The organism is Streptococcus sp. 3874 (genome assembly GCF_013276425.1).
Taxonomy (GTDB): domain Bacteria; phylum Bacillota; class Bacilli; order Lactobacillales; family Streptococcaceae; genus Streptococcus; species Streptococcus pseudopneumoniae.
Genome location: NZ_VMLA01000025.1, coordinates 1 through 12,721, shown reverse-complemented (window position 1 = coordinate 12,721; position 12,721 = coordinate 1). Strand labels below are relative to the sequence as shown.

The 12,721-nt window shown below is 39.6% G+C and carries 16 protein-coding genes and 3 pseudogenes; 14 read left to right on the top strand and 5 right to left on the bottom strand.

Features of this window, described 5'->3' with window-relative positions; all coding sequences use genetic code 11:
• Positions 1-106 (bottom strand): annotated as a pseudogene (locus HT703_RS02735) (IS630 transposase-related protein); the annotation flags it as partial.
• A 296-nt stretch (positions 107-402) separates the two neighbouring features.
• Between HT703_RS02735 and pduL the strand changes: the two are divergent.
• From pduL to pdxT, 7 genes and pseudogenes are all read left to right on the top strand, one after another.
• Positions 403-981 (top strand): phosphate propanoyltransferase, encoded by a 579-nt coding sequence (gene pduL, locus HT703_RS02725; protein ID WP_000405172.1) that lies wholly within the window; start codon positions 403-405, stop codon positions 979-981.
• 19 nt (positions 982-1,000) lie between these two features.
• Positions 1,001-1,792 carry an ABC transporter permease gene (locus tag HT703_RS02720; RefSeq protein ID WP_050208676.1) on the top strand — a complete coding sequence of 264 codons (792 nt, stop codon included), beginning with the start codon at positions 1,001-1,003 and terminating at the stop codon, positions 1,790-1,792.
• A gap of 87 nt (positions 1,793-1,879) precedes the next feature.
• The gene (locus HT703_RS02715) at positions 1,880-2,308 is read left to right on the top strand and encodes a PqqD family peptide modification chaperone (protein WP_080674662.1); all 429 of its coding nucleotides are present in this window, start codon (positions 1,880-1,882) and stop codon (positions 2,306-2,308) included.
• A gap of 255 nt (positions 2,309-2,563) precedes the next feature.
• A pseudogene (locus tag HT703_RS11615) lies at positions 2,564-2,735 on the top strand (IS630 family transposase); the annotation flags it as partial.
• Between the two features lie 195 nt (positions 2,736-2,930).
• Positions 2,931-3,615 (top strand): annotated as a pseudogene (locus HT703_RS11610) (transposase); the annotation flags it as partial.
• A 208-nt stretch (positions 3,616-3,823) separates the two neighbouring features.
• Positions 3,824-4,699, top strand: a complete 876-nt coding sequence (gene pdxS, locus HT703_RS02700) for a pyridoxal 5'-phosphate synthase lyase subunit PdxS (protein WP_000138526.1) — start codon at positions 3,824-3,826, stop codon at positions 4,697-4,699.
• Positions 4,700-5,281, top strand: a complete 582-nt coding sequence (pdxT, locus tag HT703_RS02695) for a pyridoxal 5'-phosphate synthase glutaminase subunit PdxT (RefSeq protein ID WP_054388010.1) — start codon at positions 4,700-4,702, stop codon at positions 5,279-5,281. It abuts the gene before it with no gap.
• Between the two features lie 239 nt (positions 5,282-5,520).
• Here pdxT and HT703_RS02690 read toward each other — a convergent pair whose 3' ends face one another.
• Positions 5,521-6,168: a hemolysin III family protein gene (locus HT703_RS02690; protein WP_001097999.1), complete on the bottom strand. Its 648-nt coding sequence runs from the start codon at positions 6,166-6,168 to the stop codon at positions 5,521-5,523.
• Positions 6,165-6,611, bottom strand: a complete 447-nt coding sequence (locus HT703_RS02685; RefSeq protein WP_000858721.1) for a DUF1836 domain-containing protein — start codon at positions 6,609-6,611, stop codon at positions 6,165-6,167. The genes HT703_RS02690 and HT703_RS02685 overlap by 4 nt, the downstream gene beginning before the upstream one ends.
• A gap of 134 nt (positions 6,612-6,745) precedes the next feature.
• Between HT703_RS02685 and HT703_RS02680 the strand changes: the two genes are divergently transcribed.
• The 7 genes from HT703_RS02680 (at position 6,746) to trxB (ending at position 11,100) form a co-directional block, all read left to right on the top strand.
• Positions 6,746-7,240: a GNAT family N-acetyltransferase gene (locus HT703_RS02680; protein WP_000405855.1), complete on the top strand. Its 495-nt coding sequence runs from the start codon at positions 6,746-6,748 to the stop codon at positions 7,238-7,240.
• The gene (locus HT703_RS02675; RefSeq protein WP_023934081.1) at positions 7,240-7,758 is read left to right on the top strand and encodes a methylated-DNA--[protein]-cysteine S-methyltransferase; all 519 of its coding nucleotides are present in this window, start codon (positions 7,240-7,242) and stop codon (positions 7,756-7,758) included. The genes HT703_RS02680 and HT703_RS02675 overlap by 1 nt, the downstream gene beginning before the upstream one ends.
• A gap of 5 nt (positions 7,759-7,763) precedes the next feature.
• Positions 7,764-8,120 (top strand): arsenate reductase family protein, encoded by a 357-nt coding sequence (locus tag HT703_RS02670; RefSeq protein WP_023934080.1) that lies wholly within the window; start codon positions 7,764-7,766, stop codon positions 8,118-8,120.
• A gap of 157 nt (positions 8,121-8,277) precedes the next feature.
• Positions 8,278-9,078 (top strand): amino acid ABC transporter permease, encoded by an 801-nt coding sequence (locus HT703_RS02665; protein WP_001103446.1) that lies wholly within the window; start codon positions 8,278-8,280, stop codon positions 9,076-9,078.
• A complete protein-coding gene (locus tag HT703_RS02660; RefSeq protein WP_000590965.1) occupies positions 9,078-9,821 on the top strand; it encodes an amino acid ABC transporter ATP-binding protein in 744 nt (247 codons plus the stop codon). The genes HT703_RS02665 and HT703_RS02660 overlap by 1 nt, the downstream gene beginning before the upstream one ends.
• Before the next feature lie 77 nt (positions 9,822-9,898).
• Positions 9,899-10,123 carry a DUF4059 family protein gene (locus HT703_RS02655; RefSeq protein ID WP_000926599.1) on the top strand — a complete coding sequence of 75 codons (225 nt, stop codon included), beginning with the start codon at positions 9,899-9,901 and terminating at the stop codon, positions 10,121-10,123.
• 65 nt (positions 10,124-10,188) lie between these two features.
• Positions 10,189-11,100 (top strand): thioredoxin-disulfide reductase, encoded by a 912-nt coding sequence (gene trxB / locus HT703_RS02650; protein WP_172929911.1) that lies wholly within the window; start codon positions 10,189-10,191, stop codon positions 11,098-11,100.
• A 38-nt stretch (positions 11,101-11,138) separates the two neighbouring features.
• Here the strand turns inward: trxB and rlmB are convergent, their stop codons facing one another.
• Positions 11,139-11,867 (bottom strand): 23S rRNA (guanosine(2251)-2'-O)-methyltransferase RlmB, encoded by a 729-nt coding sequence (gene rlmB / locus HT703_RS02645; protein WP_000855765.1) that lies wholly within the window; start codon positions 11,865-11,867, stop codon positions 11,139-11,141.
• Positions 11,868-11,911: 44 nt separating this feature from the next.
• Positions 11,912-12,523 (bottom strand): peptide deformylase, encoded by a 612-nt coding sequence (gene def / locus HT703_RS02640; RefSeq protein WP_001272952.1) that lies wholly within the window; start codon positions 12,521-12,523, stop codon positions 11,912-11,914.
• Positions 12,524-12,721: the final 198 nt, after the last annotated feature.

Genomic DNA, 12,721 nt, shown 5'->3' with positions numbered 1-12,721 from the left:
TGAAGAGAGTTCTGACGCCGACATCAAAAACCTTGGCTGCCTCGACATGGCTGTGCCCCTCTTTGATGTAATCTAATGCTCGCTGTTTAAAATCTGTACTACATGCATAGCTTTATTATAACATGCTTGTTTGAAACTAAGCAACTATAAAATATTAGCAATAAGCCTATTTAGAAATTTTAATATAGGAGGTGAAAAATATAGAGCAACAAACTTTTATATCTATACTTTTGTTGAGAACTTAGAAAGTATAGGAGATAAACCGTCACAATGGAACTCTGATTTGAATCATTTACTCAATGAAGAGGGTATGTATCTGAATAAAGAGGCTTTGATTCATTTTGAGTATAATGAATCAGAAAAAAATATGGTATTATAAATAGGAAAAGGAGATAAATTATCATGGAAATTAATCAAGTAATCATTAACATTTCTGCTAGACATGTTCATTTAAAGAGGGAACATTTAGATATTTTATTTGGTGAAGGATACCAACTAAACAAGTTAAAAGATTTGTATCAGCCTGGTGAATTTGCTGCTGAAGAACAGGTTACAATTCAGTCGGCATCTGGCGAGATTAATCGTGTCAGGGTATTAGGACCAATTCGTCCTTATACACAAGTTGAGGTTTCTAAAACAGATTCTAGATTATTAAAGATAACTCCACCAGTACGTACTTCGAGTGAGATTGAAAACTCTTCACCGATTACCATTATAGGACCTAATGGAAGAGTTAATTTAGATGAAGGGTGCATTATTGCTAATAGACATATTCACTTTGCCACAGAAGAAGCTGAGGAAATGGGTCTTAAAAATGGAGATATAGTTTCTGTTGAAGTAAAAAGCGAAAAAAGTGCTACTTTGCATGATGTTCATTGCAGAGTGAGTGATAAATATAGATTGGAAATGCATATTGATACTGATGATGCGAATGCACTTCTTTTATCAGGAGGTGAGATTGGCACGATTATAAAAGAGTAGAAATGGAGATTATCGAAAGTTGATTAAGGCATTAATAATTAGAAATTTGCAAATGTATACTAGATTTTTTCCAGTAGCTCTATTCCTGAATCGATTGTTAGATGCCATTTTTCAGCTTTTAGGGTATTGGTTAATTGCTCATTATCTTTTTAATAACAAATTAGTAGTTAGTCAAGTAGAAGTGATTGATTATTTTACTTTCGCTGCTGCTGGGATGCTTTACTACAATGTTGCTGTTGCTATTTTGATGAATGTAGGGCGTTCATTGATGGTTGAGGTCCGAGAGGGAACCTTGGAAAGCTTATTTATAACTCCATATAGTATTTTCAGCTATTATATAGGCGTGTTCATTGAACAGCTTGGAAGAACTTTTATGGAGTTTTGTTCACTTTTTATTATTTCTATTTTGCTCGGTGCAAAGTTCATGGCAACTCCAATATCCTATTGGCTGTTGAGTTATGTTGTTATTGTTTTAATATCATTTTCTATGAGTGTTTTTGTTGCTAACATAATGCTCTGGTTAAGAGATACATTTATAAGTCAGAATACGTTATTTATTTTGATATTTTTAGTATCTGGTGTTACATTTCCTAGGACAGTGCTTCTTGATTTTCTAAAATGTGTTGGTGATTTATTACCAATTACTTATGGCTTAGAGATAGTTAGACTAATATCTTCTGGAGATTTGGAATCGCTTCAACTATGTCTATTGATTTTTAAAGTTTTACTTCTCTCATTAGTTTTTATTGTGATTGGCTTGCTCAGCTATAAAAAGGTGGAGAAGAAAGTGATCGAATATTTAACAATTTAGGAGAATTCCGATGTTAGAAGTAAAAAATGTATCTAAAAGTTATCTTACAAAAACGAAGATTAATTTACTAAAAAGAAAAAGCAAGCTATTAATAATGTTTCATTAAAAATTCCAAGAGGAAAAATAATTGGAGTTTTAGGAGAAAATGGGGCAGGCAAAACAACCTTAATAAAAATGATGACAACGCTTCTAAAACAAGATTCAGGAGAAATTACAATTAATGGAATTGATATTAATGATAATTTAAAGGATACTCGAAGTAAAATCAATGTTATAAGTGATGGAGAGAGAAATCTTTTTATATGGTCTAAAATTGATACTTCAATTTCATATGACCACTTATTGAGAAAATTAACATCTGAATATGATGTGTCAGAGAAAAAAGCAGATAAAGACTTGAAAAGAATTATTAACCAATTTAGTGAACTTGAGTTTGTTTCAGTTAATACTCTTCGAAAATCAAATTCAAACCGCGTCAGCGTCGCCTTACCGTACTCAAGTACAGCTTGCGGCTAGCTTCCTAGTTTGCTCTTTGATTTTCATTGAGTATAAGGGAGGTTAATGTTGCTTTTTCTGAAATATATTTAATGCTTATATCGAAAATACTTAGAAAAGTCTTGAAGTTTTGTGGCTCTTTATCAACTTGTAGTGGGGTGATGAAAAGAGTGGTTAATACTAGACATACTTCAAAAAGCATTGTACGATAGTAACATGAAATTAGCTAAACAAGAAATCACCTTTCTCTTTAAAGACCTTACTAAGCCTCTAACACAAAGTCTTCCAATCGTTCTGCTTTGTTTGATGGGAAAATCCTATCAAGAGATGATAGAGCGTCTAGACTGTAGTTTGGTGAAATTTAAAGAAGGATGAGGAGTTAGGTTCGGACTCTCTCCTTCAAGAAAGACGTGGTGGTTGTAACCACGTTTATATGACAGTCAAGGAATAGATAGTTTTCCGGTCATTTGAAAACTTCAGAGGAAGAGGAAGTTGTTACAGTAGATTTCCTGCAAAATCTAGATTGAATTGTAATAAAAATGAATTCATTGCTTATAACGTACCGGACTAGGATATACAGGCCGTTGTAGGACAAGTGTTCTAGAGATTGTTTCTCAGGAGGTTTAGTGATACTCCATTTCTTCAGTCCTATCAAAAGGAGATTAGTCGTTCCTACACAGGTGATGCTTTCTGTCAACTGTTGAAGCGACATAGCTGGCGCACTGTTGCCCTAGATCCTAAGAAAGCAGGCGCTCAAACCATTGCCGCGTCTAAACATCCCATCTCTATTCAAGAAGGTAAGAAAACGCTTTAAAGATAGTAGATGCTTTCGTAAGCTTGGGTTCATGCATCAAAGATGAGGCTGGTTTCGGATAGGCAGTAAACTAGGATCTTGTTAGCCACCTAAAGGAATAGGTCCTCCTGTCCATAGTCATTCCGTGCATGAATTCTCTTACTGTTAGAGAGCTGTTGATGCTTATAGAGGAGCATCCTTTTTCCTGCTTGCCGGAGGATGCCATACTGAATGGAGGAAAGCTTGTTTACAAGAACTGTCACAGGCCTATCCAACTGATTTTATTTTACTAGTCATGGATCATGCCCTAGGGCATCCATCAAGTAGCTTAACTATTCCAAATCATATTGGCTTTCCCTTTATTCCCCCATACAGGCCAGAGATGAATCCTATTGAACAGATGCAGAAAGAGCTTGGTGAAGGTGGCTTCCAGAATAAAGCATTTCAAACCTTGGAAGCTGGCATTGATACATTTCAAGAGATCATACAAGGATTAGAGAGGAGTGTTGTAAAGTCCATCGTTAAAAGAGAATGAACCAGAATGCTTTTTGAAAATAGATATGAGTATTAGTTGAACTGCCCTATGCCGAACGGCACCTACGGTGGTGTGAGAGGGACTAGTCTTAGCCCCTACTCGATTCAATCTGTACCCACACAATTCTTCTTTTTTTATCTTGTGATTCACTCTGTTCTATTTTAAAATGAAATGGTAGCTACCAATATAAATGATGAGGATAAAACAAATGACTGAAAATCGTTATGAATTAAATAAAAATTTGGCACAGATGCTCAAAGGTGGGGTTATCATGGACGTTCAAAATCCTGAACAGGCTCGTATTGCAGAGGCTGCTGGTGCGGCTGCTGTTATGGCTTTGGAGCGGATTCCAGCTGATATTCGTGCAGCTGGTGGTGTTTCCCGTATGAGTGATCCAAAGATGATTAAGGAAATCCAAGAAGCGGTTAGCATTCCAGTGATGGCTAAGGTTAGAATCGGGCATTTTGTTGAAGCTCAGATTTTAGAGGCTATTGAGATTGACTATATCGATGAGAGTGAAGTTTTATCTCCAGCTGACGATCGTTTCCATGTGGACAAGAAAGAATTTCAAGTACCTTTTGTCTGTGGAGCTAAGGACTTGGGGGAAGCCTTGCGTCGTATCGCTGAAGGTGCTTCCATGATTCGTACTAAAGGAGAACCGGGTACAGGAGATATTGTCCAAGCTGTTCGCCATATGCGTATGATGAATCAGGAAATTCGCCGTATTCAAAACCTACGCGAGGACGAACTTTATGTTGCTGCCAAGGAATTGCAAGTCCCTGTAGAATTGGTTCAATACGTCCATGAACATGGGAAATTGCCAGTTGTAAACTTCGCAGCTGGAGGCGTTGCAACGCCAGCAGATGCTGCACTTATGATGCAATTAGGGGCAGAGGGTGTATTTGTCGGTTCAGGTATTTTCAAGTCAGGAGATCCTGTTAAACGAGCGAGTGCCATTGTTAAGGCTGTGACTAACTTCCGTAATCCTCAAATCCTAGCTCAAATCTCTGAAGATTTAGGAGAAGCCATGGTTGGTATCAATGAAAATGAAATCCAAATTCTCATGGCAGAGAGAGGAAAATAGATGAAAATCGGAATATTGGCCTTGCAAGGTGCCTTTGCAGAACATGTAAAAGTGCTAGAAAAATTAGGAGTCGAGAGTGTTGAAATCAGAAATTTAGAGGATTTTCAGAAATCTCAGAGTGACTTGTCGGGTTTGATTTTGCCTGGTGGTGAGTCTACAACCATGGGCAAGCTCTTACGAGATCAACATATGATGACTCCTATAAGAGAAGCTATTTTATCTGGTTTACCAGTCTTTGGAACCTGTGCAGGCTTGATTTTGCTGGCTAAGGAAATTACTTCTCAGAAAGAGAGTCATCTAGGAACTATGGATATGGTGGTCGAGCGCAATGCCTATGGGCGCCAATTAGGAAGTTTCTATACGGAAGCAGAATGTAAGGGAGTTGGTCAGATTCCAATGACCTTTATCCGTGGTCCAATTATCAGCAGTGTTGGAGAAGATGTAGAAATTCTAGCAACAGTGAATAATCAAATCGTTGCAGCCCAAGAAAAAAATATGTTGGTAACTTCTTTTCATCCTGAATTGACTGATGATGTAAGCTTGCACCAGTACTTTATAAATATATGTGAAGAAAAAAGATAGTAAAAAAGCGCAAAAAATCACTTCCTGTGCTATACTATAATTGAAATTTTTTTAGTTTTTGCGTTAGAAATGTTTCCTCAGTCCTAGCGCCTTTTCTTTTTGATAAGTATGCTTGGTGGAGAGTAGTTTGTAAATGATTCTGAAGATCTTATGAGCACAAGCAATGACGGCTTTCATATTGCTTCCTCTTTAGGAAATTCGATTATAAAACTCTAAGCAGGCTCTGCCTGCTTAGAGTTTTACATGTAATAAACAATGGCGATGTATTGGAGTGCGGACGCAGCTAGGATAAAGAGATGCCAAATCATGTGGAAATAAGGTTTTTTCTTGGCGTAAAATCCAGCCCCAACTGTATAAGAGAGTCCGCCAGTTACCATGAGACTCCAGAAAATTGGTGTCGTTTGACTGATAATGGCAGGAATGATAGCCAGAACCAACCAGCCCATAATCAGGTAAAGAGCAAGGCTAAATTTTTCATTGACTTTTTTAGCAAGGATTTTATAGAGAATACCAAAGATGGTCGTTCCCCATTGGATAGCAATAATCAGATAGCCAAACCAGTTATTCATCAAGGTTAAGACGACTGGCGTATAAGAGCCTGCGATAGCCACATAAATCATAGAATGGTCAATAATTCTCAAGACGTATTTGTGGGTCGAACCATAGGCCATAGAGTGGTAAATGGTGGATGAGAGGAACATGAGAAAGAGACTGATAACGAAAATGGAAACGCCGATAGAGGATAAAAAGCCATGTGCTTCGTAACTATAGGTGGATGAAATAGGGAGTAAGATGAGCATGATGACTGCACCCACAGCATGGGTCACACTATTAGCAATCTCTTCTCCGAAACTGAGTTGTTTGCTGAGTTTAAGACTAGTGTTCATTGGATTACCTCCTCTTGAGTATGATGGATTAAGGCTAGGGTTTGATGATAGAGTTTAACGGTTTGGCAGCTGGTTTGGATGATAGGGTTAGCTGGGTCAATTCCTTGGTTCATGTAGTTCACAAAAGCATCGTAGAGTTGCTCTGAACTTGCTTGACTTTGTAGAGTATTCAGTGTCTGAGCGATTTCTTGAATCGAAAATACAGACTTGAGGGTTGTGATAGCAATCAGACGGGCAATCTGTTGACGTTGGTATTTTTTCTTGTCAGGTTTTGTCAGGTAACCATGTTTGACATAATTGTTAACCATAGATGCTGTCAGGCCTTTGTCTTTATCAGGAGAGATAGGGGCACAGACCTGATTGACATAGAGTAAAACCTGGTCCAGATAGAGGTCAATATTTGGAATTTCTGCCCATTTTGGGTAGGAAAAGGTAGTTTTCATTTTCAACTCCTTTTTATCTAGTTTTAATAACTAGATTATAAAATAACAAAAACAGAAAGTCAAGTTTTAACTGCTTGTAGAAAGACTTAAATTATGCTAGGATGGGAGAAACTAGTCAGAAATGAGGAGAAAAGATGGAGATTCGTTTAGCTTTTCCAAATGAAGTAGATGACATCATGCAAGTGATGGAGGATGCTAAAAAATGTTTAGCGGATGCTGGTAGTGACCAGTGGCAAAATGGTTATCCAAATGCTGATATTATTATTGAAGATATTATCTCAGGTCAAGCCTATGTAGCCTTGGAAGAGGGAGAACTACTAGCCTATGCTGCTGTGACCAAGAGTCCAGAGGCAGCCTATGAAGCCATTTATGAAGGCAACTGGCAAGTTGGGGAGTCAGAGTACCTAGTCTTTCACCGTATTGCTGTGGCAGCAGATGTGCAGGGACAGGGAGTTGCTCAAACCTTTTTAGAGGGCTTGATTGAAGGTTTTGATTATCTAGATTTTCGCTCAGATACGCATGCTGAAAACAAAGCTATGCAGCATATTTTTGAAAAACTCGGTTTTAAACAGGTTGGTAAGGTTCCAGTTGATGGCGAACGCTTGGCCTATCAAAAATTAAAGAAATAATGCAAAAGAAGTATGTAAAAATGCTCTATTCTTCGCCGATTGGCTCCCTTTCTCTCGTAGCTGATGACCATTATTTGTATGGAATTTGGGTTCAGGAGCAGAAGCATTTTGAGAGGGGACTAGGAGATGAGACGATAGAAGCAGTTGTTAGTCATCCCATTTTAGACCCAGTTATTACTTGCTTAGATGCTTACTTTAAAGGCAAGCCTAAGGATTTATCCGACTTGCCCTTGGCTCCAATTGGAACGGATTTTGAAAAGCGAGTTTGGGACTATTTACAGGGAATTCCTTATGGTCAGACAGTGACATATGGGCAAATAGCCCAAGACCTGCAAGTGCCTTCTGCTCAAGCAATTGGTGGAGCGGTAGGACGCAATCCTTGGTCTATTCTAGTACCTTGTCACCGTGTGCTGGGAGCAGGCAAGCGTCTGACTGGTTATGCCGCAGGAGTGGAAAAGAAAGCCTGGCTCTTGGAGTATGAAGGCGCAGATTTTAAAGATATAAATAATAGAAAGTGAAAGACATGTTAGAATTTATCGAATACCCAAAATGTTCAACTTGTAAAAAAGCAAAACAAGAATTAAACCAACTCGGTGTGGACTACAAAGCCGTCCATATCGCCGAAGAAACACCTAGCCAAGAAGTTATTTTAAACTGGCTGGAAACCTCAGGGTTTGAATTGAAGCAATTTTTTAACACCAGTGGAATCAAATACCGTGAATTAGGGTTAAAAGATAAGGTAGGAAGTCTGTCAAACCAAGAAGCAGCTGAGTTGCTAGCAAGCGACGGCATGTTGTTAAAACGGCCAATTTTAGTAGAAAATGGAACTGTTAAACAAATCGGTTATCGAAAACCTTATGAAGAATTGGGATTGAAATAGTTTTTACTTATCTCTCTGATAGATAAAATATATAACCTCCCTGTTTTAAAGTATGATAAACTAGTAGGTAGACAAAGACTGTATCTGACCGTAGCAAATAATTTCATTGACGGCAGAAGTATGGTAGAATGAATCATTATCAGGAGAGGATGTTTTTATGAATGTTACAACGATTTTAGCATCAGATTGGTATCAAAACTTGATGCAATTGATTCCGGATGGCAAGCTTTTTAGCTTGCGTTCGGTCTTTGATGGAATTCCGAGAATTGTTCAACAACTTCCAACAACGATTATGTTGACAATTGGTGGTGCCTTTTTTGGCTTGGTTTTGGCGCTTCTTTTTGCCATTGTGAAGATCAATCGTGTCAAGATTTTATATCCCTTGCAGGCCTTCTTTGTTAGTTTCTTAAAAGGGACACCGATTTTAGTGCAGCTCATGTTGACCTACTACGGAATTCCTTTGGCTTTGAAAGCTCTCAATCAGCAATGGGGAACTGGTCTCAATATCAATGCGATTCCAGCCGCTGCTTTTGCGATTGTCGCCTTTGCCTTTAATGAGGCAGCTTATGCTAGTGAAACCATTCGTGCAGCCATTCTCTCAGTTAACCCTGGTGAGATTGAGGCGGCACGCAGTCTGGGTATGACCCGAGCGCAAGTTTATCGACGAGTGATTATTCCAAATGCAGCAGTTGTGGCAACTCCAACCTTGATTAACTCCCTCATCGGCTTGACCAAGGGAACTTCCCTAGCCTTTAGTGCGGGTGTTGTGGAAGTCTTTGCCCAAGCTCAGATTTTGGGTGGTGCCGATTATCGTTATTTTGAGCGCTTCATCTCCGTTGCTCTTGTTTATTGGGTAGTCAATATCGGAATTGAGAGCCTTGGTCGTTTCATCGAGAGAAAAATGGCTATTTCTGCACCAGATACAGTGCAAACAGATGTGAAAGGAGACCTTCGTTAATGATTAAGATTTCGAATTTAAGCAAATCCTTTTCAGGACAGACTGTCTTGGATCATCTGGACTTGGATATTCAAAAAGGGGAAGTTGTAGCCTTGATTGGTTCTTCAGGAGCTGGAAAATCAACCTTTCTTCGCAGTCTCAATTATCTTGAAACACCTGATAGTGGCTCGATTCAGATTGATGATTTCTCGGTTGATTTTTCTAAAATCACTCAAGAAGAAATCCTTGCCCTACGTCGCAAGTTATCTATGGTATTTCAGCAGTTTAATTTGTTTGAGCGCCGTACAGCACTTGATAATGTGAAAGAAGGCTTGGTTGTTGTCAAGAAATTATCTGACCAAGAAGCGACTAAGATTGCCAAGGAAGAGTTGGCTAAGGTTGGGCTTTCTGATCGTGAAAACCATTACCCTCGCCATTTATCAGGTGGACAAAAGCAACGGGTTGCCTTGGCGCGTGCGCTTGCTATGAAACCAGATGTCTTGCTCTTAGATGAACCAACTTCAGCCCTTGACCCAGAATTGGTCGGTGAAGTAGAGAAGTCTATTGCAGATGCTGCTAAGTCAGGTCAGACCATGATTTTGGTCAGTCATGACATGTCCTTTGTAGCCCAAGTGGCTGATAAGATTCTCTTCTTAGATAAGGGGAAAATCATCGAGTCTGGAACACCAGATGAGATTATCCACCATCCTAAAGAAGAGCGGACAAAAGAATTCTTCGCTAGTTACAAACGGACTTATATTTGATATAATAGATAAAGAAAAACTCAGTTAGCTGGACTAGCTGAGTTTACTCTTTAAAAAAGATAGAAATGAGAGAAATCATGCTACTGCAACTATTTTCTTTATATTTCGAGAGTTTGATCTTAACCACCATCCTCGTCCTGATTTTTTTAGGAATTTGGATTGGACTGAGAGCCATGTCGGGAGTTGATAAGACAGCCAAGGCTCGCCAAGCCCATCTCTATGATATGATTATGATTGGGGTCTTGGTTGTTCCAGTATTATCCTTTGCGGTTATGAGTTTAATTCTTGTTTTCAAGGCATAATCCTTGCGTGATTGACAAGAAAGAGTTAGAATAAAGATAGTTACAACAAGAAAGAAGGAAACTATATGTACGATACTATTATTATCGGTGCTGGACCTGCAGGGATGACTGCAGCCTTGTATGCTGCTCGAAGCAATTTGAAAGTAGCTTTGATTGAAGGTGGTCTGCCAGGTGGTCAGATGAATAATACATCTGATATCGAAAATTACCCAGGATATGCTAATGTTAGTGGACCTGAATTGGCAGAAAAGATGTTTGAACCGCTTGAAAATCTCGGTGTTGAGCACATTTATGGATATGTTGAAAATGTCGAAGACCATGGTGATTTTAAGAAAGTGATGACTGACGACCAAACATATGAAACTCGTACCGTTATCGTAGCAACTGGTTCTAAACACCGTCCTTTGGGAGTACCTGGAGAAGAAGAACTGAACAGTCGTGGTGTTTCTTACTGTGCTGTGTGTGATGGTGCTTTCTTCCGTGACCAAGATTTGTTGGTAGTTGGTGGTGGAGATTCAGCTGTTGAAGAAGCCCTCTTCTTGACTCGTTTTGCTAAGACTGTTACCATTGTTCACCGTCGTGACCAACTTCGTGCTCAAAAGGTTTTACAAGACCGCGCCTTTGCGAATGAGAAAATCAGCTTTATCTGGGATTCTGTAGTGAAGGAAATCAAGGGTGAAAACCGAGTAGAATCTGTCGTATTTGAAAATGTGAAAACAGGTCAAGTGACAGAACAAGCCTTCGGTGGCGTCTTTATCTATGTTGGATTGGACCCTCTTAGCGATTTTGTTAAAGAATTGAATATCCAAGATCAGGCAGGCTGGATTGTGACAGATAACCACATGAAAACTGCAGTTGACGGTATCTTTGCAGTTGGAGATGTTCGCCAGAAAGACCTTCGCCAAGTAACAACAGCGGTTGGAGATGGAGCTATCGCTGGTCAAGAAGCCTATAAATTTATCACAGAACATAGTTAATCATAAAAAAGTTTCCAATCAGATGACTGGAAACTTTTTTATAGTCTGTTTCGGAAAACTTCGTACATGAGAATGGCCGCAGCAACACTGGCATTAAGGCTTTGAACATGGCCATTCATGGGAATGGTAATCATTTCATCGACCTGTTTTTTAATGTTGCTAGAGATGCCTTTTCCTTCATTTCCGATGATGAGGGCGATTTTCCCTTTTGTATTCCACTTATGGCAAGGAGTACCGTTCATATCCGTTCCAAAGGTCCAGAAGCCTTCATCCTTGACTTTGTCCAGAGTTTGGCTCAGATTGGTCACTCGGGCGATGGGAACGTGCTCGATAGCACCTGTGGCCGTTTTGGCAACGACGGGGGTAACACCTACAGCACGGTGCTTGGGAATGATGACACCTGAAACATTGGTCGCATCGGCTGTTCTCAGGATGGATCCTAGGTTGTGAGGGTCAGTCAAACCATCCAGAATCAATAGCAAAGGATTTTCTTCTTGGCGTGTTTTGGAAAGGATGTGATCTAGCTCGCTATAGGCAAATTCGGACACTCGTAAAACAAAACCTTGGTGGACAGCACCTTCAGTCATCTCAGAGAGGGATTTTTTTGAGGTCCAAGAAATGGACACCTTCTTTTCTGTAGCCAGTTCCTTGACTTTCTCAAGATTCTTACCTCGGAGATTTTCTTGGAGGTAGAGTTTGTTTCCAGTATTTGCAAGGAGGGCTTCGGTAACGGCGTGGACGCCATAGACAATATCATTTGTTTTCATGCCTCTATTATAACACAAAACCCCGTCTTGCAACGGGATTTTCTTTATTCTAGAATCAGTAAACCATCTTTAACTGCAAATGGGTCTTTTTCATTGATACGATCGTAAAACATGATACCGTTAATGTGGTCAATTTCATGCTGAACAACAATGGAGTTGTAGCCTTTGAGTTTGATACGGTGTTTTTCTCCATCTTTGTCAAAGTAGTCAACAGTAACGCGGGCATGGCGAACAACATAGCCAGGCACGTTGCGGTCTACAGACAGGCAACCTTCTCCTTCACCAAGAGCAGCGTCTTGAACAGAGTGAGAGACGATTTTTGGATTGTACATAATGGCTTGCAAGTCGTAGGCTTCCTGCGGAGTTTCGCCTTCTTCAACAATATTAGGTACCAAAACAGCGATAATGCGTTTTGAGATATCCAATTGAGGAGCAGCCAGTCCAACCCCACCGCGGAGTCCCAATTTTTCAGCCATGACAGGATCTTGGGAATGTTTAAGGAATTGCATCATCTTTTCGCCAAGGATGATTTCCTGATCAGATAAGGGGAAAGTAACTTCCTCAGCAACTGCGCGTAGAGTTGGGTTCCCCTCGCGGATAATATCGTTCATATCAATTAAGTGAGCAGCTTTTGTAATACGTTCTATTGCAGACATTTTCTCTCCTTTCATTACCTCTACATGATATCACAAAATGTCAAGGATTGAAAGTATTATAGCCTTTAGGATTTATAGAAAATAGATAGGAAGTTCAATTCATACTCAATGAAAATCAAAGAGCAAACTAAGAAGCTAGCCGTAGGTTGCTCAAAGCACTGCTTTGAGGTTGTAGATAGAACTGACGAAGTCGGTAAC